This window comes from Pseudomonas sp. MUP55 (assembly GCF_034043515.1).
In the GTDB taxonomy this organism is placed as follows: Bacteria; Pseudomonadota; Gammaproteobacteria; order Pseudomonadales; family Pseudomonadaceae; genus Aquipseudomonas.
The window spans coordinates 4,256,140-4,276,177 of the sequence record NZ_CP138214.1; the positions used below are offsets into that span (position 1 = coordinate 4,256,140).

Here is a 20,038-nt window from a genome sequence, read left to right on the forward strand (position 1 = left end):
GTTAAGGCTTCAAGGCTCGACCTGGCTCCACTGCTTGCTCAATCGTTTATCGGAAATCGGCACCTTGGTCCCCAGTTGCTGGGCAAACAACGACACTCGGTACTCTTCCAGCCACCAGCGATAGAGCTCCAGCTGCGGATCGCGCTTGCCCTCCTGGGCGTGTTTGTTCAGGCGATTCTGGTACTGCGCCCACAGGCCGCTCAGCTCGGTGCTCCACACACGGTCCTTCTGCACCTGACTCGGCAGCTTTTCCAGGCGCAGCTCGATGGCCTTGAGGAAACGCGGCAGCTCCTTGAACCACTGCGCGGGGGTTTCGCGCACGAACCCCGGGTACACCAGGTTGCTCAACTGCTGCTTGATATCGTTCAACGCCACCGCCTGGGCCAGATCGATCTTGCCTTTGAAGCGCTTTTGCAGGCCGTGCCAGAGTTTCAGCACGTCCAGGGTCAGACGCGCCAGACGCTCGGCGTGTTCGGTCCAACCGCCACGCTTGCGTTCGGCCAGCGCGGCCAGCCCAGCGCCGTCGCGGGGCAGAGTGGCTTCGCCGTCCAGGACGCAGCTGTCGAGGCTCGCCAGCAGGATGTCTTCCACCAGCGCATCGACGCGTCCCAGCTCGCGATACATCAGGCCCAACTCGGTGAGCCCCGGCAATTTGCCGCGCAAGAATTTGGCCGGTTCCGCCAGTTGTTGCATAAGCAGGCGCTGCAAGGCACGGCGGTGCTGGAATTCGGCCTCGGCGGCCGTGGAGAAACGCCCTTCCTTGACCGTGCCGTTTTCTTCCACCAGCGCCGGGTACACCGTCATCGAAAGACCGGCGATGTTTTGCTGGGTTTTTTCGGCCACCGGCGCGAACGCCTTGGCTTGCACCGGTTGTTGGCTTTTTGCGGTTTGCGGCACCGCCAGGGCCGCCTGGCTGGCTTCGGCGAAACGCGCGGTCAGCTGCGCCAGGTCGCGGCCCTCACCAAGGAATTTACCCTGACCGTCGACCACTTCCAGGTTCATCTTCAAGTGGTTTTCCACCTGCTGCGCGGCCTCCGCCCAGGCTTCATCGCTGACCCGCGCGCCGGTCATGCGCAGCAACTCGCGGCCCAACGCTTGGGGCAGCGAGCCCTGGCCAAACTCGATGCGCTGCAGCGCCGCCTTGACGAAATCCGGCACCGGCACAAAGTTTTTACGCAGCGCCTTGGGCAGGTTGCGCACCAGGGCAATGCACTTGGCTTCGATCAACCCCGGCACCAGCCAGTCCAGGCGCTCGGCGGGCAAGGCCGGCAACAGCGGCGCCGGCACCCGCAGGGTCACGCCGTCGCGCGGGTGGTTGGGTTCGAAGTGGTAACTCAAGGCCAGGGCCAGGTCGCCCAGGTGCAAGGTGTCCGGATAATGCGCCGCGGTGACTTCACTGGCTTCGCGCGCCAGCACGTCTTCCTCACGCATGATCAGCAGTTGCGGGTCTTTCTGGCTGTTGACCTTGTACCAGCTGTCGAACGTCGCCGTCTGGTGGATCTCGGCAGGCAAGCGCGCATCGTAGAAGGCGTAGAGGGTTTCCTCGTCGGCCAGGATGTCGCGCCGGCGCGCCTTGGCCTCCAATTCATCGAGCTGCTCCAGCAGTTGCTGGTTGGCCGCAAGGCACTTGGCGCGAGACTGGATTTCCCCACGCACCAGGCCTTCGCGAATAAACAGCTCACGGGACACCACCGGGTCGATCGGCCCATAGTGCACTGGCCGGCGTCCGACCACGATCAGGCCGAACAAGGTGATTTGCTCAAAGGCCACGACCTGGCCGCGCTTCTTCTCCCAATGCGGTTCGAAGTGGTTTTTCTTGATCAGGTGCCCTGCCAGCGGTTCGATCCAGTCAGCATCGATCTTGGCCACCATGCGCGCATACAGCTTGGTGGTTTCCACCAGCTCAGCGGTCATCAGCCATTGCGGGCGCTTCTTGCCGATGCCCGAAGAGGGATGAATCCAGAAGCGCCGCTGACGGGCACCGAGGTAGTCGCCGTCCTCGGTCTTCTGGCCGATCTGGCTGAGCAGGCCGGACAGCACCGCCTTGTGTAGTTTGGGGAAATCCGCCGGTTCCTTGTTGATCATCAGCTGCATGTCGCGGCAGATCAGGCTCAACTGGCGGTGGGAATCGCGCCACTCGCGCAGGCGCAGGTAGTTCAGGAAGTTCTTGCGACACCAATTGCGCAGCGGGCTGGCGGTCAGTTCCTGGCGCTGTTCTTCAAAGCCGCGCCACAGATTGACCAGCCCGGCGAAGTCCGAGTCCGGGTCTTTCCATTGGGCATGGGCCTGGTCGGCCGCCTGCTGGCGTTCCGGCGGGCGCTCACGCGGGTCCTGGATCGACATGGCGCTGGCGACGATCAGCACTTCCTGCAGACTGCCCAGCTTGGCGGCCTCAAGCAGCATGCGGCCCATGCGTGGGTCCACCGGCAGGCGCGCCAGTTGGCGCCCCAACGGCGTGAGCTGGCTGTTACGGTCGACCGCCGACAGCTCTTGCAACAGGTTGAAACCGTCGCTGATGGCCTTGCCATCCGGCGGTTCGATGAACGGGAAGTCCGTGATTTCACCCAGGCGCAGGTGCAGCATCTGCAGGATCACCGCCGCAAGGTTGGTGCGCAGAATTTCGGGGTCGGTAAATTCCGGGCGCCCGATAAAGTCTTCTTCGCTGTACAACCGAATGCAGATGCCCGGCTCGACCCGGCCGCAACGGCCTTTACGCTGGTTGGCGCTGGACTGGGAAATCGCCTCGATCGGCAGGCGCTGCACCTTGGCGCGGTAGCTGTAGCGGCTGATGCGCGCGGTACCGCTGTCGATCACATAGCGAATGCCTGGCACCGTCAGCGAGGTTTCCGCGACGTTGGTCGCCAGCACCACGCGACGGCCGGGGTGTGACTGGAAAATGCGCTGTTGCTCGGCCGGCGACAGGCGCGCATACAGCGGCAGGATTTCTGTGTGCTTGAGCTGCGCCTTGCGCAGCATCTCGGCAGCGTCGCGAATCTCGCGCTCGCCAGGCAGGAACACCAGCACATCGCCGGGGCTGCGCCGCTCGCTGCGTTCATAAGCGGCGATTTCGTCGAGGGTGGCGAGGATCGCCTGATCGACAGTCAGGTCGTCCTCGACGCGATTGCCCTCCTCGTCCTGTTCCAGGGTCAGCGGGCGGTACCACGTGTCCACCGGGAACGTGCGGCCCGAGACCTCGACAATCGGGGCGTCGTCGAAGTGCTTGGAAAACCGCTCCAGGTCGATGGTCGCCGAGGTGATGATGACTTTCAGGTCCGGGCGGCGCGGCAACAGGGTCTTGAGGTAGCCCAGCAGGAAATCGATGTTCAGGCTGCGCTCGTGGGCTTCGTCGACGATGATCGTGTCGTAGCGTTCCAGGTAGCGGTCGTTCTGGGTTTCCGCCAGCAGGATGCCGTCGGTCATCAGTTTGATCAGGGTGTTGGAATCGCTCTGGTCCTCGAAGCGCACTTGATAACCGACCAGCGCGCCAAGCGGCGTGGCCAGTTCTTCGGCGACGCGGCTGGCAACGCTGCGCGCAGCGATCCGGCGCGGCTGGGTATGGCCGATCAGGCCATATTGGCCGCGACCGATTTCCAGGCAGATCTTCGGTAACTGGGTGGTTTTACCCGAGCCGGTTTCGCCAGCAATGATCAGTACCTGATGCTTGTTCAGCGCCTCTTTGATCTCGTCGCGCTTGGCCGCAATCGGCAGGCTGTCGTCGTAGCGAATCACCGGCAGGCTGGCCCGCCGCGCCGTGACCTGGGCACAGGACGCCTGCATGCGCGCCACCCACTGCGCGAGTTTTTCCTCATCGGGCTTCTTGCGCAGCTCAAGCAACTGGCGCCGCAAGCGATGGCGGTCGGCGAGCATGGCGTGATCGAGGTTTTTCAGCAGTTGGTCAATCGTGGGCGCTTGGTCAGTCATCAGGGCGGCAAGGGTCTTTTGGGTGAGGCAGGTGAGGCCTGCGCAGCATCAGTCGATGGATTGGATGGGATTGTCGCAGATTTCGAAGGCGCTCTGGAGATGTTGCGGCACTCGGCAGCCAGGCTGGCAGCCGCAACATAACGACAGGTCTTACAAAAAGCCGGCAAGTTTTCCGAATTTTCAGAAGCTGAAGTCCGATGTGCTCAGCCATGTATGCGGGGTTTAAATGCTTCGTCCAGACACATTTGGGCATTCCAAAATATTTCGATCACGGAGCGTTATATGCGTATTGATTCCCCTGCTGCCTCAACGAGGCTTGCGAGCTACTTTGATGCCATGCGAACCCAACTACCCTCATGCGAGTTGATGCCGCCTCCACAATACGAAAACAAACCGGCCTATGTTTCTATTACGGAAAAGCTCCCGGAGGCAAGCAACCGGCTGCCCTCAACGCCTACAACCAGCCTGACGGCGGTTCGAATTTCGGAACTGCCCCGTAACGAGCGAGGCTGATAGGGCATGAGTTTCATGAGCGCGCTCTGAACGCTCCTGCCCAACAGCTCGCCTGATTAACCGATGCGCGCAGGCAAAAGGGCTGTCTCGATCGGCAGCGCGGCCACCGCGCATCACATCGCCAATCTGCGCTGGTAACCCATCACTTTTGCTTTACACGCATCACGTCACACCTCATTCACCATCACGCCCCCTGCGCCGATACGGAAACACATCAATCACCTTCCCCGCCAGAATCGCTTCCTGCAGGCCCTTCCAGTAATCGGCGTTATACAACTCGCCATGCAACTCATCGAACAGCCTGCGCTGGCCGGCATCGGCAAACAGGAACGGCGGGAACTCTTCCGGAAACACATCGAGCGGCCCGATGGAATACCACGGCTCGGAGGCCATCTCATCCTCGGGCGTGCGCGGCGCGGGGATGTGCCGGAAGTTGGCTTCGGTCAGAAAGCAGATTTCATCGTAGTCATAGAACACCACCCGACCGTGGCGGGTAACGCCGAAGTTCTTGAGCAGCATGTCACCGGGGAAGATATTCGCCGCCGCCAATTGTTTGATCGCCAGGCCATAGTCTTCCAGGGCTTCGCGCACCTGGGCGGGGTTGGCGTTGTCCAGGTAGAGGTTGAGCGGGGTCATGCGCCGTTCGGTCCAGCAATGGCGGATCAGCACCGTGTCCCCTTCCACTTCGACAGTGCCCGCGGCCACTTCCAGCAACTCGGCGAGGCAGTCGGGCTCGAACTTGCTCAAGGGGAAGCGGAAATCGGCGAACTCCTGGGTATCGGCCATGCGCCCTACCCGGTCGACGCTTTTGACCAGACGGTACTTCTCGATCACCGTGGCGCGGTTGACGTTTTTCGACGGTGAGAAACGGTCCTTGATGATCTTGAACACGGTGTTGAAGCCCGGCAGGGTAAACACGCTCATGACCATGCCGCGCACGCCCGGGGCCATGATGAATTGGTCATCGGTGGTCGCCAGGTGGTTGATCAGTGCGCGGTAGAACTCCGACTTGCCGTGTTTATAGAAACCGATGGACGTGTACAACTCGGCGATGTGCTTGCCCGGCAGGATGCGCTTGAGAAAGCCGATGAATTCCGCCGGCACGGCCACGTCGACCATGAAATAGGAGCGCGTGAAGGAAAAGATGATCGACACATCCGCTTCGTCAGTGATCAGCGCATCGATCTGAATACCCCGCCCTTCGCGGTGCAGCAACGGGATCACCAATGGCCATTGTTCGTCGCGGGTGTAGATACGTCCTACGAGGTAGGCGCCTTTATTGCGATAAAGCACCGAGGAAAACAGCTCGACGTTTAAATCGGGGTCTTTGCACACCCAGTCCGGCAGGTTTTCCCGCAGTTGGGCTTCCAGGCGTCGCAGGTCGGCAGGCAAGTCGGCGTAGGGTTCGCTGAAGCTGTAGTCGGCGAAGATCTGCGCGAGCATTTCGGCGATTTTGCCGGCAGGCGTGTAGGTGCGGGTTTGCGCCGCCCGCGCCCGACGCAAGCTGGGGCGCGTGGTATGGATAAACATGCAGCCGTCGCTGATCAGGTCATGGCTGAACAGGCTGCAGAACACCGAGTTGTACCAGGTTTCGGACAGTTCATCGTCAAAGCGCAGGTCAATCAGGCCGATGTAGGCACTTTTCACCAGCGGCCACAGGTCGATGTCCTGCAGCACGCCCGCCTCGAAAGCGGCGTGCAGACGCGCCGTGACCTCACCCACCTTCTCTTCATACAAGTTGATGCGCGCCGCCGACGCAGCCTGCCCCTGCTGCCACTGGGCCTTTTCGAAACGCTCGCGAGCGCCATCGGTGATCTGGCGAAAGTGTTCACGGTAGTCGTCGAAACCGTCGAGGATCATCCGGGCGATAGCGAGGGCGGGCTGCGACATGCGGAAAACCTCGAACGGGTATCTGGGAGCCCTGAGCTTAGCCAGACAACCGAGACAGGAGAAGAAGGATTTTTTACCGGCTGCGCTACTTAGCGATTGTGTCGACCGGAACGCTGGGCAACACTCCGCCGCCTGATTGCGTAGGAGTTTTCCGTGAGACCTGTCGACACCTTGTACCTGCTGGGACTGGCCGCCATCTGGGGCGCGAGCTTCCTGTTCATGCGCATCATCGCGCCGGAAATCGGCACCGTGCCGACCGCGTTTTTTCGCGTATCGATCGCTGCCGCCGGCTTGCTGGTGATCCTGGCGATGATGAGGGTGAGCTGGGATTTCCAGGGCAAGTTCAAGACCGTCCTGCTGCTGGGCGTGATCAATTCCGGGATACCGGCCACTATGTATTCGGTGGCGGCCCAGGTGCTGCCCGCGGGTTACTCGGCGATTTTCAACGCCACCACGCCCCTGATGGGCGTGCTGATTGGCGGCCTGTTTTTCAGCGAGCGCCTGACCCCGTCGAAGATCGCCGGGGTGTGCCTGGGCCTCTTCGGCGTGGGCGTGCTGACCCGCGCAGGGCCAGTGGCCTTTGACATGCAATTGTTGATGGGTGCGCTGGCCTGCCTGCTGGCCACCACCTGCTACGGCTTTGCTGGCTTTCTCGCACGGCGCTGGCTGGATCAGCGCGGCGGACTGGACAGCCGCCTGTCGGCCCTGGGCAGCATGCTCGGCGCGACGTTGTTCCTGCTGCCGTTGTTCGCCTACAGCGCTATCAGCCAGCCGCCGGCGAGCTGGGGTGGCTGGCCGGTGTGGCTGTCGTTGCTGGGCTTGGGCCTGGTGTGTACGGCCTTTGCCTACATTCTGTACTTTCGCCTGCTGTCGTCGATCGGCCCGGTCAAGTCGATGTCCGTGACTTTCCTGATCCCACCCTTCGGCGTGTTGTGGGGCGCGTTGCTGCTGGATGAGCCGCTGTCGATGGCGCATCTGTATGGCGGGGTGCTGATTGCCGGGGCGTTGTGGCTGGTGCTGCGGCCGCAGAAACCGTAGCGAGCGCCTTACCGTAACGCAGCTTTCATGCGATCGAATCAGACCGCTCGCTATACTGCGCCCGGTTTTTTTTCGAAGGATTTCATATGACTGCCCTGCCCTGGCTGTACCTTGCGCTGCTTTCCATTGGCTACGCCGTAGCCTTGATCCACGGGCAACTGGGTGTGCTGGCGGCGGTCTGCGTGGCGCTGCTGGTGGTGGCCGGGTATGCCGTGCGCCAGCAACGCAACCCATGGGCACGCTACCTCGGCCATGGCTTGTTCATCGTACTGGCGTTGAGCCTGGCGATGCACTGGCTGCCGGGTTTCTACAATGGCCGAGGCATCGCACCTCAGCGTTTTACCGCCGATGCCGTGCCGTTCTCCATGTACCTGAACCAGGACAAACCGCTGATCGGCTTCTGGCTGCTGCTGGCCTGCCCCTGGATCGTGGCGCGGCGCTCATTGCGCCTGTCGATGTGCGTCGCCGCCCTGGCCTTGACCCTGACGGCCATCGCAGCCTTGGGTGGGGCAGCGCTGCTGGGGATGATCAGTTGGGCACCGAAATGGCCGGACTCGGCGTGGCTGTGGGTGTTGAACAACTTGCTGTTGGTGACGCTGGTGGAAGAGGCGCTGTTTCGTGGCTATATCCAGGGCGGCCTGAGCCAGCGCTTCAAACACCTGCCTTACGGTGACAACCTCGCGCTGCTGCTGGCCTCGCTGCTGTTCGGCCTGGCGCACCTGGGCGCCGGCTGGCAGTGGGTGCTGCTGGCGAGCATTGCCGGCGCGGGATATGGCCTGGCGTATCGATTCGGCGGTCTGGGCGCGGCGATTGCCACGCATTTTGGCTTGAACCTGCTTCACTTCGGTTTGTTTACCTACCCGATGCTGGCCGGCTGATGCGCGCAACGTTCGCCCCTGGATTGTTGCAAATTTAAGTTAAATAAATGCCCGGCATGGTCGATAACCCCTGAAAGCCTTGCGGATTGAACAACCATGCGTAATAACCAACCCGTTACCCAGCGCGAACGTACCTTCCCCGCTCAGCAACGGTTGATCTCCACCACAGACGCCAAAGGCGTGATTACCTACTGCAACGACGCTTTCGTCGAAATCAGTGGGTTCACCCGCGACGAACTGATCCGTGCCCCGCACAACCTGGTGCGTCACCCTGACGTTCCAGCGGCGGTGTTCGCGCACATGTGGTCCACGCTCAAACAAGGCTTGCCATGGATGGGCATTGTCAAGAATCGCTGCAAGACCGGTGATCACTACTGGGTTAACGCCTATGTGACGCCGGTGTTCGACGGCAAACAGGTGATCGGCTATGAATCGGTGCGCATCAAGCCCACCGCCGAGCAGATCCGCCGGGCCGAAGCGCTCTATCAACGCATCAACCAGGGCAAGTCGGCTATTCCCCAGCGCGACAAGTGGCTGCCAGTGTTGCAGGACTGGCTGCCGTTTATCCTGGTCAGCCAGTTGAGCTTCATGATCGGCGCCACCCTCAACTCCCACTGGGGCTTTGCCCTGGCGGCCGTGCTGTCGGTGCCGTTGGGCCTGTTGGGCCTGAGCTGGCAGCAGCGCGGCCTCAAGCGTCTGCTGCGCCTGGCCGAGCAGACCACCTCCGACCCGTTGATCGCGCAGATGTACACCGACAGCCGTGGCGCCCAGGCGCGCCTGGAAATGTCGATCCTCAGCCAGGAGGCCCGTCTGAAGACCTGCCTCACCCGCCTGCAGGACACCGCCGAGCACCTCAACGACCAGGCAGCGCAGTCCAACACCCTGGCGCACAACAGCTCCAGCGGTCTGGAGCGCCAGCGCGTGGAGACAGAACAAGTGGCCACCGCGGTCAACCAGATGGCCGCGACCACCCAGGAAGTCGCCAGCCACGTGCAGCGCACGGCAGATGCCACCCAGGAAGCCAATCGCCTGACCGGTCGCGGCCGCGATATCGCCGGGGAAACCCGCGAGGCGATTCAGCGCCTGTCGGTGGCTGTGGGCGAGACCGGCGTCACCGTCACGCAACTGGCCAAGGACAGCGATGAAATCGGCGGCGTGGTGGATGTGATCAAAGGCATCGCCGACCAGACCAACCTGCTGGCCTTGAACGCCGCCATCGAAGCGGCGCGCGCCGGTGAGATGGGCCGTGGTTTCGCGGTAGTGGCGGATGAAGTTCGCCAGTTGGCGCAACGCACCGCTGAATCGACCGGGCAGATCCATGCCTTGATCGCCAAGCTGCAGCAAACCGCCAGCGCGGCCGTGCAAACCATGGACGCCGGGCATCGCCAGGCCGAAGAGGGTGTGGCACGGGTGATGGAAGCGGATCAGGCGTTGGTCGGCATCAGTGAAGCGGTGGCGAATATCACCGACATGACCACTCAGATCGCCGCGGCAACCGAGGAGCAAAGCGCGGTGGCCGAAGAGATCAGCCGCAACATCAGCACCATTGCGCTGTTGGCCGATCAGACTTCGGAACAGGCGATGAACTCGGCGCAGTTGAGTGAAGAGTTGACGCATACGGCCAATACGCAGTATTCGCTGGTGGAGCGGTTTAACCGGTAGACCGCTATCGGGGGCAAGCCCCCTCCCACATTTGACCGAGTTCCAAATGTGGAATGTGGTCAAAATGTGGGAGGGGGCTTGCCCCCGATAGGGCCCTAACAGCCACCCAGAAACCCAGCCACTTTCACTGCAGCCGCCTCCAGATGCTGTTCATGACTAAACCCGCTAGCCTTCAGCGGTTTCAAATCATGATCCCCCGCCACCAGCCACATCACCTCGATGCTCGGTGACAGCGCATACCCCTGCACTGCCGCTCGATTGCCCAGCGCATCACGCTCGCCCTGCACAATCAGCGTCGGCGTCTTCAGCCCGGCCAGATGCTCCACCCGAGGTTTGTCCGGCTTGCCCACCGCATAGAACGGATAACCCAGGCACACCAAGCCATCAGCGCCCAGCTCATCGGCCACTAGACTGGCCATCCGCCCGCCCATGGATTTGCCGCCCATCGCCACCTTCCCAGCGACATGGCGTCGCACCTGGGCGAACACCTCACGCCACGCCTCCAGCAATTTCGGCGCCGGGTTCGGTGGGCGCTTGCCCCCGTCCAATCGGCGCTGGGCCATGTAGGGAAACTCGAAGCGCAACACGTTGACGCCCTGCCCGGCAAGGCGCGCAGCCATGTCGTTCATGAATGCCGAGTCCATCGGCGCACCGGCGCCGTGGGCCAGGATCAAGGTGACGGAGTCGCCGGGCTGCGCATTCGCCGCGACATCCCACAGCCAGCCGCGTTCGCGCACACACTGCGCCCATTGATCCCCGTCAATACTGGCCTTGTGCTCTTTGCCCATGCTTGCCTCGCTTTTTAGTCTGCCTATAACTCCAGCCCAAGCGCCGCACTGGCTTGGGTTGAACCGTGGATGGGGAACCATGAACACTACTTTAAGTACCGCCTATAACTACAAGGTGGTCCGCCAATTCGCCATTATGACGGTGGTGTGGGGCATCGTCGGCATGGGGCTCGGGGTTTTTCTCGCGGCCCAATTGGTTTGGCCTGCGCTCAACTTCGATTTGCCCTGGACCAGCTTCGGTCGCCTGCGCCCGCTGCACACCAACGCGGTGATTTTTGCCTTCGGCGGCTGCGCACTGTTCGCCAGCTCCTTCTACTCGGTGCAGCGCACCTGCCAGACCCAGCTGTTCGCGCCGAAAATCGCCGCGTTCTGCTTCTGGGGCTGGCAGCTTGTGATCCTGCTGGCTGCGATCAGCCTGCCGCTGGGCTACACCAGCTCCAAGGAATACGCCGAGCTGGAATGGCCGATCGATATCCTGATCACCATCGTCTGGGTGGCCTATGCCATCGTGTTCTTCGGCACGATCATGAAGCGCAACACCAAGCACATTTATGTGGGCAACTGGTTCTTCGGTGCGTTCATCATCACCGTGGCGATCCTGCATATCGTCAACAACCTGGAAATCCCGGTCAGTCTGACCAAGTCCTACTCCCTCTACGGCGGTGCGACGGATGCCATGGTGCAGTGGTGGTACGGGCACAACGCGGTAGGCTTTTTCCTTACCGCGGGTTTCCTGGGGATGATGTACTACTTCGTGCCCAAGCAGGCCGAACGCCCGGTGTATTCGTATCGCTTGTCCATCGTGCATTTCTGGGCGCTGATCACCCTGTATATCTGGGCCGGCCCGCACCACTTGCACTACACCGCGCTGCCGGATTGGGCGCAGTCGCTGGGCATGGTGATGTCGCTGGTGCTGCTGGCACCGAGCTGGGGCGGCATGATCAACGGCATGATGACGCTGTCGGGCGCCTGGCATAAGTTGCGCAGCGACCCGATCCTGCGCTTTCTCGTGGTGTCCCTGGCGTTCTACGGCATGTCGACCTTCGAAGGCCCGATGATGGCGATCAAGACCGTCAACGCCCTCTCCCACTACACCGACTGGACCATCGGCCACGTACACGCCGGCGCGCTCGGTTGGGTGGCGATGATTTCCATCGGCGCGCTGTACCACATGATCCCGAAAATCTTCGGCCGCGAGCAGATGTACAGTCTGGGCCTGATCAATGCGCACTTCTGGCTGGCCACCATCGGCACCGTGCTCTACATCGCCTCGATGTGGGTCAACGGCATCGCCCAGGGCCTGATGTGGCGTGCAGTCAACGAAGACGGCACCTTGACCTACTCCTTCGTCGAAACCCTGGTGGCCAGTCACCCGGGCTTCATCGTGCGGCTGGTGGGCGGTGCGGTGTTCCTCAGCGGCATGTTGCTGATGGCTTACAACACCTGGCGCACCGTGCGTTCGGCACAACCGGCCGTGGCCGTCGCTTCTGTGCAGATGGCTTGAGGAGTCTGTGATGAAACACGAAACGATTGAAAAGAACGTCGGCCTGTTGATGCTGCTGATGGTGCTCGCCGTGAGCATCGGCGGCCTGACCCAGATCGTCCCGCTGTTCTTCCAGGACGTGACCAACAAGCCGGTCGAAGGCATGAAGCCTTACACCGCGCTGCAACTGGAAGGCCGCGACATTTACATTCGCGAGGGCTGTGTGCAGTGCCACTCGCAGATGATCCGCCCGTTCCGCGCGGAGACCGAACGCTACGGCCACTACTCGGTGGCTGGCGAAAGCGTGTGGGACCACCCGTTCCTGTGGGGCTCCAAGCGCACCGGGCCGGACCTGGCCCGGGTTGGCGCACGCTACTCCGACGACTGGCACCGCGCGCACCTGTACAACCCGCGCAACGTGGTGCCGGAGTCGAAAATGCCGGCTTACCCGTGGCTCGTCACCGCCCAGGTCGACAGCAGCCACACCGAGACCAAGTTGAAGGTGATGCGCACCCTCGGCGTGCCGTACACCGACGACGACATCAGTGGCGCGGTGGCCAGCCTCAAGGGCAAGACCGAAATGGACGCGCTGGTTTCCTACCTGCAAGTGCTCGGCACTGCCATCAAGAGCAAGAGGTGAGCCATGGGATTTGAATTCGATGCAGGCACCATCCGCGGCCTCGGCACGCTGGTGGTCGCCATCGCTTTTATCGGCCTGTCGCTGTGGGTGTTCAACAACCGGCGCAATGCGGAATTCGAGCAGGCGCGCCTGCTGCCGTTCGCCGACGAACCTTCTCCACCGGACGCTCAAGAAGAGCCTGCAACAAGGAGCACTCGGCCATGACCACCTTTTGGAGTACATGGATCTGCGTACTGACCCTGGGCAGCCTGGTCGGCCTGACCTGGCTGTTGGTCGGCACTCGCAAGGGCGAAACCAAAGGCAGCGTCGACCAGACCATGGGCCACGCCTTTGACGGGATCGAGGAATACGACAACCCGCTGCCCCAGTGGTGGTTCATGCTGTTCGCCGGCACCCTGGTGTTTGCCGTCGGCTACCTGATCCTCTATCCGGGCCTGGGCAATTGGAAAGGCATCTTGCCAGGCTATGAAGGCGGCTGGACCCAGGCCAAGGAATGGGACAAGGAAATGGCCAAGGCCGACGCCCGGTTCGGGCCGATCTTCGCCAAATTCGCGGCGATGCCGGTGGAAGAAGTGGCCAAGGACCCGCAAGCCTTGAAAATGGGCGGTCGCCTGTTCGCCTCCAACTGCGCGGTGTGCCACGGCTCGGATGCCAAGGGCGCGTATGGCTTTCCAAACCTGGCGGACAACAACTGGCGCTGGGGCGGTTCAGCCGAAGCGATCAAGGCCACGATCATGGGCGGTCGCCACGCGGCGATGCCGGCCTGGGGTGAAGTGCTGGGCGAGGACGGGGTGAAGAATGTCGCCGCTTACGTACGCCATGACTTGGCCAAGCTGCCCTTGCCGGCCGATAGCACGGCCGACCTGGCGGCGGGCCAGGCTGCCTTCAACACCACCTGCGTCGCCTGCCACGGCCCGCAAGGCCACGGCGTGCAAGCCATGGGCGCGCCTAACCTGACCGAACCGGCCGGGTTTATCTACGGCACCAGCCTGGCGCAGCTGCAACAGACCATTCGCCATGGCCGCCAAGGCCAGATGCCTGCGCAGGAAGTGCTGCAAGGCAATGACAAAGTGCATCTGCTGGCGGCCTATGTCTACAGTCTTTCCCATAACGCTGACGGCGCAACGCCTGAAGGCCAACCTCAATAACCATTAGCTGTGGCGAGGGAGCTTGCTCCCGCTGGGCAGCGAAGCGGCCCCAAAAATCTGGGAGCGCTCCGCACTCCAGCGGGAGCAAGCTCCCTCGCCACGGTTCGCCACTGCTTGCGCGACCAAGTGTCGCACCCTTCCCAGATCCAACTTTCCCCACCCCAGATTCGGGTCTACGCTTGCTTTCAAGCGAAGCGATTTCGGCGTACGCGACAAGCGTTGTCGAGGCCTCGAAATTTTCTTGTCCACTCGATCAGCTTTCGATTTCGGATTTTATCCTTACACCAAACATGGAAAGGGCGCAGAATCTGGCGTGGAACGCATTGATACAGGTCAGCCATTGCGTTGCAATGGCCTCTCGCTTTCTACATACTTGCGGCCGATTTTACCTATAAAAAAACCTAAACCGTGGAACCTTAGAATGAGCACAGCAATCAGTCCGACTGCTTATAACTATAAGGTAGTCCGCCAGTTCGCCATCATGACGGTGGTCTGGGGGATCCTTGGCATGGGGCTCGGGGTGTTCATCGCCTCGCAACTGGTTTGGCCGCAATTGAATTTCGACCTGCCCTGGACGACCTTCGGCCGCCTGCGCCCGCTGCACACCAACCTGGTGATCTTCGCCTTCGGTGGATGTGCCTTGTTTGCCACCTCCTACTACGTCGTGCAACGCACCTGCCAGACGCGGCTGATTTCCGATGGCCTCGCCGCCTTTACCTTCTGGGGCTGGCAGGCGGTCATCGTCGGCGCCATCATCAGCCTGCCCCTGGGCTACACCACCACCAAGGAATACGCCGAGCTCGAATGGCCGATCGCCATTTTGCTCGCCATTGTGTGGGTGACGTACGCCGTGGTGTTCTTCGGCACCATCGTCAAGCGCAAGACCAAGCACATTTATGTCGGCAACTGGTTCTACGGCGCGTTCATCCTGGTCACGGCGATGCTGCACATCGTCAACCACGCGTCGCTGCCGGTCAGCCTGTTCAAGTCCTATTCGGCCTATTCCGGCGCGACGGATGCGATGATCCAGTGGTGGTACGGGCATAACGCCGTGGGCTTTTTCCTGACCACCGGTTTCCTCGGGATGATGTACTACTTCGTGCCCAAGCAGGCCGAGCGTCCGATCTATTCCTATCGCTTGTCCATCGTGCACTTCTGGGCGCTGATCACCCTGTACATCTGGGCCGGCCCGCACCACCTGCACTACACCGCGCTGCCGGACTGGGCGCAGTCCCTGGGCATGGCGATGTCGATCATCCTACTGGCGCCAAGCTGGGGCGGCATGATCAACGGCATGATGACCCTCTCGGGCGCCTGGCATAAGCTGCGCACCGACCCGATCCTGCGCTTTCTGGTGGTATCGCTGGCGTTCTACGGCATGTCGACCTTCGAAGGGCCGATGATGGCGATCAAGACCGTCAATTCGCTGTCCCACTACACCGACTGGACCATCGGCCACGTACACGCCGGTGCCCTCGGCTGGGTGGCGATGATCTCCATCGGCGCGCTGTACCACATGATCCCCAAGCTGTTCGGCCGCGCGCAGATGCACAGCGTCGGGCTGATCAACACCCACTTCTGGCTGGCCACCATCGGCACCGTGCTCTACATCGCCTCGATGTGGGTCAACGGTATTACCCAGGGCCTGATGTGGCGTGCGATCAACGATGACGGCACCCTCACCTATTCCTTCGTCGAAGCGCTGCAAGCCAGCCATCCGGGCTACATCGTCCGTGCGCTGGGTGGTGCGTTCTTCGCCGCCGGCATGCTGTTCATGGCGTACAACGTCTGGCGCACCGTGCGTGCGTCAGACCCAGAGCAAGCTGAAGCCGCCGCCAAGATCGCCGTCGTGGGAGCCCACTGATGAAGCATGAAGTAGTCGAGAAGAATATCGGCCTGCTGGCCTTCTTCATGGTCATCGCCGTGAGTATCGGCGGCCTGACCCAGATCGTTCCGCTGTTTTTCCAGGACGTGACCAACAAGCCGGTCGAAGGCATGAAACCGCGCACCGCCCTGGAGCTGGAAGGCCGTGACGTCTACATCGCCAACGGCTGCGTGGGCTGCCATTCGCAGATGATCCGCCCGTTCCGCGCCGAAACCGAACGCTATGGCCACTACTCGGTCGCCGGTGAAAGCGTCTGGGACCACCCGTTCCTGTGGGGCTCCAAGCGCACCGGCCCGGACCTGGCGCGCGTGGGCGGGCGTTACTCCGATGACTGGCAACGGGCGCACTTGTACAACGCGCGCAACGTAGTGCCTGAATCGAAAATGCCGGCGTATCCATTCCTCGTGGAAAACAAGCTCGACGGCAAGGACACCGCGAAAAAAATGGAAGTCCTGCGCACCCTGGGCGTGCCTTACACCGACGAAGACATCGCCGGTGCGGCTGCCGCAGTCAAGGGCAAGACCGAAATGGACGCACTGGTGGCCTATCTGCAGGGCCTTGGCACCATCATCAAAAGCAAACGGTGACCGGCATGGATATCGGGATGATTCGTGGCCTGGGTACCGTCGTGGTGATGGTGGCCTTTATCGGCCTGGCGCTGTGGGTGTTCAGCCCACGGCGCAAATCGGAATTTGACGACGCGACCATGCTGCCTTTTGCGGATGACCCCGAAGCCATCAAGCACGTCGAGCAAGCGTCTAGGAGTAACAAAGAATGACTACGTTCTGGAGTCTGTACGTCACAGTCCTCAGTCTGGGTACCATCTTCGCCCTGACCTGGCTGCTGCTGTCGACCCGCAAGGGCCAGCGCGCCGAGCAGACGGACGAGACCGTCGGCCACTCGTTCGATGGCATCGAGGAATACGACAACCCGCTGCCAAAATGGTGGTTCATGCTGTTTGTCGGCACCATCATCTTCGCCCTCGGCTACCTGGTGCTCTACCCGGGCCTGGGCAACTGGAAAGGCCTGCTGCCGGGCTACAACTACCTCGACAACGACAAGCAAACCCCATTTGCCAACGGCCAGACCGGCTGGACCGGCGTACACGAATGGGAAAAGGAAATGGCCAGGTCGGAGGCCAAGTTCGGGCCGATCTTCGCCAAGTTCGCCTCGATGCCCATTGAAGAAGTGGCCAAGGACCCGCAAGCGCTGAAGATGGGCGGTCGCCTGTTCGCCTCCAACTGCTCGGTGTGCCACGGTTCCGACGCCAAAGGCGCCTACGGCTTTCCCAACCTGACCGACGCCGACTGGCGCTGGGGCGGCGACCCGGCGACCATCAAGCAAACCATCATGCAAGGCCGCCATGCGGTGATGCCAGGCTGGGCTGAAGTGATCGGCGAGCAAGGCGTGGCCGACGTCGCCGCCTTCGTGGTGACCAACCTCGACGGCCGCAAGCTGCCCGAAGGCGCCAAGGCCGACGTCGCCAACGGCGAAAAACTCTTCGCCGCCAACTGCGTGGCCTGCCACGGGCCACAGGGTAAAGGCACTCCAGCCATGGGCGCGCCGGACCTGACGCACCCGGGTGCGTTCATCTACGGCTCGAGCTTCGCCCAACTGCAGCAGACCATTCGCTATGGCCGTCAGGGCCAGATGCCGGCGCAGGAACAACTGCAGGGCAATGACAAGGTGCACTTGCTGGCGGCGTATGTTTACAGCTTGTCACAGAAGCAGGATTAAGCTTCAAGCTGCAAGAAAAGCCCCGTACAGCGAGCGCTGACGGGGCTTTTTTGTTAAGGCCTTGCAGCAAGTAAAGCAAGGCTCCACCACTTGTAGCTTGCCGCTTGAAGCTTGCAACTGCCTCGTAGTAACGTAACTACATTCACTCCAACAAGCGGGAGGCGCCCATGACCATCACGACCATTTCCAGCCGTGAATTCAACCAAGACACAAGTGGTGCCAAAAAAGCCGCCCGCCAAGGGCCGGTTTTTATCACTGATCGCGGCAAGCCTGCCCATGTGCTGCTAAGCATTGAGGACTACCAGAAGCTCACAGGTCTGAAGGCCGACATCGTTGACCTGCTGGTAATGCCGGAAGCGTCCGATATCGACTTCGAAACCGAACGTGCCGTGATCACTCATCGACCCGTGGACCTGTCTTGATGTATCTACTCGACACCAACGTTATTTCCGAACTTCGCAAACCCCAGGCGGACGCGAACGTCGTCGCCTGGGCCAGAAGCGTCAGTGCACCACGCATGTTTATTTCTGCGATTACGTTGAAAGAACTGGAAACCGGCGTGTTGCGCATCGAGCGTCGGGACCCGGCGCAGGGGAAGGTGTTGCGTACCTGGCTCAAACGTCACGTGATGCCCGCTTTCGATGCGCGAATCCTGCCCGTTGACGCTGCGGTTGCGCTGCGCTGCGCCCATCTGCATGTGCCAGATAGAGCCAATGAAAGTGATGCGCTGATTGCCGCTACGGCGCTGGTTCACGGGCTTACCGTCGTCACACGCAACGTCAGCGACTTCAGATCCAGCGGCGTGCCTCTGATCAATCCATGGGACGAATGACCGGCTTACCCGCGAAAACCATCCATACTTCACAAGTCAATTGATCCAGATCACTTACACCATCATTTGATCACCCCCAATGCGACCAAAGGTCGCACCCTTCGCGCATCACTGGGGGCGTATCATTGGGCCACTGCAACACCCTTATTTTGACCCCGGTCGGCACGTACTGGCCGAGGCAAATCTCCACCGCCGTGGGATGCAATGATGAGCGACCAGATACCGGTACACGACGTTACCCCGCCTGCCAAAACCGTCGACCTCTACGCCGCACGCGAGAAAATCTACACCCGCGCCTTCACCGGACTGTTTCGCAATCTGCGCATGCTCGGCGGTGCCGGTCTGTTCCTGCTGTACTTCGGCACGGTGTGGCTGAATTGGGGCGGTCACCAGGCAGTGTGGTGGAACCTGCCGGAGCGTAAATTCTTCATTTTTGGCGCAACCTTCTGGCCGCAGGACTTCATTCTGCTGTCGGGCATCCTCATCGTCGCGGCGTTTGGCCTGTTCTTTATCACGGTGTACGCCGGTCGCGTCTGGTGCGGCTATACCTGCCCACAAAGCGTGTGGACGTGGATTTTCATGTGGTGCGAAAAGGTCACCGAAGGCGACCGCAACCAGCGCATCAAGCTGGACAAGGCGCCGATGGGCGCCAACAAATTCCTGCGCAAGTTCAGCAAGCACACGCTGTGGCTGCTGATCGGTTTTGTCACCGGCATTACTTTCGTCGGCTACTTTTCACCGATCCGCGAACTGGTCTTCGATTTCTTTACCGGCCAAGCCGACGGCTGGTCGTATTTCTGGGTAGGCTTCTTCACCCTCGCCACCTACGGCAACGCCGGTTGGCTGCGCGAACAGGTGTGCATCTACATGTGCCCCTATGCGCGTTTCCAGAGTGTGATGTTCGACAAGGACACGCTGATCGTTTCCTACGATCCACGCCGTGGCGAATTGCGCGGCCCGCGCAAGAAGGGGGCCGACTACAAGGCCCAGGGCCTGGGCGATTGCATTGACTGCACGATGTGCGTGCAGGTGTGCCCCACCGGCATCGACATCCGCGACGGCCTGCAAATCGAGTGCATCGGCTGCGCCGCCTGCATCGACGCCTGCGATAACATCATGGACAAGATGGAGTACCCGCGCGGCCTGATCAGCTATACCACCGAGCACAACCTGTCCGGGCAAAAAACCCACAAGCTGCGCCCGCGCCTGATCGGTTACGCCCTGGTGTTGCTGGCAATGATCAGCCTGCTGGTGGCCGCGTTCTTCATGCGCTCGCTGGTGGGCTTCGATGTGAGCAAAGACCGCGTGCTGTACCGCGAAAACGCCGAAGGGCGCATCGAAAACGTCTACAGCCTGAAGATCATGAACAAGGACCAGCGCGACCACACCTACGTGCTCGACGCCGCAGGCTTGCCGGACCTCAAGCTGCAAGGCCGACGCGAAATCAAGGTGGCCGCCGGCGATATCGTCAGCCTGCCGGTGGAGTTGTCGAGTGCACCCGAACAGCTGCCGTCCAGCACCAACGAGGTGAGGTTCATCCTCGAAGACGCCGACGACACCAGCGTTCACATTGAAGCCAAGAGCCGATTCATCGGCCCCCAAGTTCGTTAAACAGGGAACACA

General features: G+C 61.4%; 17 protein-coding genes. 14 read left to right on the plus strand and 3 right to left on the minus strand.

Features of this window, described 5'->3' with window-relative positions; translation table 11 throughout:
* Window positions 1–9: 9 nt before the first annotated feature.
* Entirely contained in the window at window positions 10–3,921 is a 3,912-nt protein-coding gene (gene hrpA, locus SC318_RS19110; protein WP_320428054.1) for an ATP-dependent RNA helicase HrpA, read from the minus strand.
* A 687-nt stretch (window positions 3,922–4,608) separates the two neighbouring features.
* On the minus strand, window positions 4,609–6,324 hold the full coding sequence (aceK, locus tag SC318_RS19115; RefSeq protein WP_320428055.1) for a bifunctional isocitrate dehydrogenase kinase/phosphatase: 1,716 nt from the start codon (window positions 6,322–6,324) through the stop codon (window positions 4,609–4,611).
* 153 nt (window positions 6,325–6,477) lie between these two features.
* Here aceK and SC318_RS19120 point away from each other — a divergent pair, with 153 nt between their 5' ends.
* The 3 genes from SC318_RS19120 (at window position 6,478) to SC318_RS19130 (ending at window position 9,902) form a co-directional block, all read left to right on the plus strand.
* Window positions 6,478–7,362, plus strand: a complete 885-nt coding sequence (locus SC318_RS19120) for a DMT family transporter (RefSeq protein WP_320428056.1) — start codon at window positions 6,478–6,480, stop codon at window positions 7,360–7,362.
* Between the two features lie 86 nt (window positions 7,363–7,448).
* The gene (locus SC318_RS19125; protein ID WP_320428057.1) at window positions 7,449–8,240 is read left to right on the plus strand and encodes a CPBP family glutamic-type intramembrane protease; all 792 of its coding nucleotides are present in this window, start codon (window positions 7,449–7,451) and stop codon (window positions 8,238–8,240) included.
* Between the two features lie 96 nt (window positions 8,241–8,336).
* On the plus strand, window positions 8,337–9,902 hold the full coding sequence (locus SC318_RS19130) for a methyl-accepting chemotaxis protein Aer (RefSeq protein WP_320428058.1): 1,566 nt from the start codon (window positions 8,337–8,339) through the stop codon (window positions 9,900–9,902).
* A 95-nt stretch (window positions 9,903–9,997) separates the two neighbouring features.
* Here the strand turns inward: SC318_RS19130 and SC318_RS19135 are convergent, their stop codons facing one another.
* A complete protein-coding gene (locus SC318_RS19135; protein ID WP_320428059.1) occupies window positions 9,998–10,690 on the minus strand; it encodes an alpha/beta family hydrolase in 693 nt (230 codons plus the stop codon).
* A 79-nt stretch (window positions 10,691–10,769) separates the two neighbouring features.
* Between SC318_RS19135 and ccoN (SC318_RS19140) the strand changes: the two genes are divergently transcribed.
* The 11 genes from ccoN (SC318_RS19140) (at window position 10,770) to ccoG (ending at window position 20,026) form a co-directional block, all read left to right on the plus strand.
* Window positions 10,770–12,194: a cytochrome-c oxidase, cbb3-type subunit I gene (gene ccoN / locus SC318_RS19140; protein WP_306494094.1), complete on the plus strand. Its 1,425-nt coding sequence runs from the start codon at window positions 10,770–10,772 to the stop codon at window positions 12,192–12,194.
* A gap of 10 nt (window positions 12,195–12,204) precedes the next feature.
* Window positions 12,205–12,813: a cytochrome-c oxidase, cbb3-type subunit II gene (gene ccoO / locus SC318_RS19145; RefSeq protein WP_034108140.1), complete on the plus strand. Its 609-nt coding sequence runs from the start codon at window positions 12,205–12,207 to the stop codon at window positions 12,811–12,813.
* A 3-nt stretch (window positions 12,814–12,816) separates the two neighbouring features.
* Entirely contained in the window at window positions 12,817–13,017 is a 201-nt protein-coding gene (locus tag SC318_RS19150; protein ID WP_124387684.1) for a cbb3-type cytochrome oxidase subunit 3, read from the plus strand.
* Window positions 13,014–13,961: a cytochrome-c oxidase, cbb3-type subunit III gene (gene ccoP, locus SC318_RS19155; protein ID WP_306494095.1), complete on the plus strand. Its 948-nt coding sequence runs from the start codon at window positions 13,014–13,016 to the stop codon at window positions 13,959–13,961. The genes SC318_RS19150 and ccoP (SC318_RS19155) overlap by 4 nt, the downstream gene beginning before the upstream one ends.
* 421 nt (window positions 13,962–14,382) lie before the next feature.
* Entirely contained in the window at window positions 14,383–15,825 is a 1,443-nt protein-coding gene (gene ccoN, locus SC318_RS19160) for a cytochrome-c oxidase, cbb3-type subunit I (RefSeq protein WP_124387686.1), read from the plus strand.
* Entirely contained in the window at window positions 15,825–16,433 is a 609-nt protein-coding gene (ccoO, locus tag SC318_RS19165; RefSeq protein ID WP_320428060.1) for a cytochrome-c oxidase, cbb3-type subunit II, read from the plus strand. Before ccoN (SC318_RS19160) ends, ccoO (SC318_RS19165) begins: the two co-directional genes overlap by 1 nt.
* Window positions 16,434–16,438: 5 nt before the next feature.
* Window positions 16,439–16,624: a CcoQ/FixQ family Cbb3-type cytochrome c oxidase assembly chaperone gene (locus tag SC318_RS19170; protein WP_003193169.1), complete on the plus strand. Its 186-nt coding sequence runs from the start codon at window positions 16,439–16,441 to the stop codon at window positions 16,622–16,624.
* Window positions 16,621–17,583, plus strand: a complete 963-nt coding sequence (gene ccoP / locus SC318_RS19175; protein ID WP_320428061.1) for a cytochrome-c oxidase, cbb3-type subunit III — start codon at window positions 16,621–16,623, stop codon at window positions 17,581–17,583. Before SC318_RS19170 ends, ccoP (SC318_RS19175) begins: the two co-directional genes overlap by 4 nt.
* Window positions 17,584–17,750: 167 nt before the next feature.
* Entirely contained in the window at window positions 17,751–18,005 is a 255-nt protein-coding gene (locus SC318_RS19180; protein WP_320428062.1) for a type II toxin-antitoxin system Phd/YefM family antitoxin, read from the plus strand.
* Window positions 18,005–18,415, plus strand: a complete 411-nt coding sequence (locus SC318_RS19185) for a type II toxin-antitoxin system VapC family toxin (protein WP_320428063.1) — start codon at window positions 18,005–18,007, stop codon at window positions 18,413–18,415. Before SC318_RS19180 ends, SC318_RS19185 begins: the two co-directional genes overlap by 1 nt.
* 207 nt (window positions 18,416–18,622) lie before the next feature.
* A complete protein-coding gene (ccoG, locus tag SC318_RS19190; protein WP_320428064.1) occupies window positions 18,623–20,026 on the plus strand; it encodes a cytochrome c oxidase accessory protein CcoG in 1,404 nt (467 codons plus the stop codon).
* The last annotated feature ends 12 nt before the right edge of the window (window positions 20,027–20,038 follow it).

What these genes read in the sequence shown, in the direction of transcription:
- SC318_RS19150 (WP_124387684.1), top strand. Translation starts at nt 12,817, where the DNA reads ATGGGATTTGAATTCGATGCAGGCACCATCCGCGGCCTCGGCACGCTG.
- ccoP (WP_320428061.1), top strand. Translation starts at nt 16,621, where the DNA reads ATGACTACGTTCTGGAGTCTGTACGTCACAGTCCTCAGTCTGGGTACC.
- ccoN (WP_124387686.1), top strand. Translation starts at nt 14,383, where the DNA reads ATGAGCACAGCAATCAGTCCGACTGCTTATAACTATAAGGTAGTCCGC.
- SC318_RS19170 (WP_003193169.1), top strand. Translation starts at nt 16,439, where the DNA reads ATGGATATCGGGATGATTCGTGGCCTGGGTACCGTCGTGGTGATGGTG.
- ccoO (WP_034108140.1), top strand. Translation starts at nt 12,205, where the DNA reads ATGAAACACGAAACGATTGAAAAGAACGTCGGCCTGTTGATGCTGCTG.
- SC318_RS19180 (WP_320428062.1), top strand. Translation starts at nt 17,751, where the DNA reads ATGACCATCACGACCATTTCCAGCCGTGAATTCAACCAAGACACAAGT.
- SC318_RS19130 (WP_320428058.1), top strand. Translation starts at nt 8,337, where the DNA reads ATGCGTAATAACCAACCCGTTACCCAGCGCGAACGTACCTTCCCCGCT.
- hrpA (WP_320428054.1), bottom strand. Translation starts at nt 3,921, where the DNA reads ATGACTGACCAAGCGCCCACGATTGACCAACTGCTGAAAAACCTCGAT.
- SC318_RS19185 (WP_320428063.1), top strand. Translation starts at nt 18,005, where the DNA reads ATGTATCTACTCGACACCAACGTTATTTCCGAACTTCGCAAACCCCAG.
- SC318_RS19125 (WP_320428057.1), top strand. Translation starts at nt 7,449, where the DNA reads ATGACTGCCCTGCCCTGGCTGTACCTTGCGCTGCTTTCCATTGGCTAC.
- ccoN (WP_306494094.1), top strand. Translation starts at nt 10,770, where the DNA reads ATGAACACTACTTTAAGTACCGCCTATAACTACAAGGTGGTCCGCCAA.
- SC318_RS19135 (WP_320428059.1), bottom strand. Translation starts at nt 10,690, where the DNA reads ATGGGCAAAGAGCACAAGGCCAGTATTGACGGGGATCAATGGGCGCAG.
- aceK (WP_320428055.1), bottom strand. Translation starts at nt 6,324, where the DNA reads ATGTCGCAGCCCGCCCTCGCTATCGCCCGGATGATCCTCGACGGTTTC.
- ccoP (WP_306494095.1), top strand. Translation starts at nt 13,014, where the DNA reads ATGACCACCTTTTGGAGTACATGGATCTGCGTACTGACCCTGGGCAGC.
- ccoO (WP_320428060.1), top strand. Translation starts at nt 15,825, where the DNA reads ATGAAGCATGAAGTAGTCGAGAAGAATATCGGCCTGCTGGCCTTCTTC.
- ccoG (WP_320428064.1), top strand. Translation starts at nt 18,623, where the DNA reads ATGAGCGACCAGATACCGGTACACGACGTTACCCCGCCTGCCAAAACC.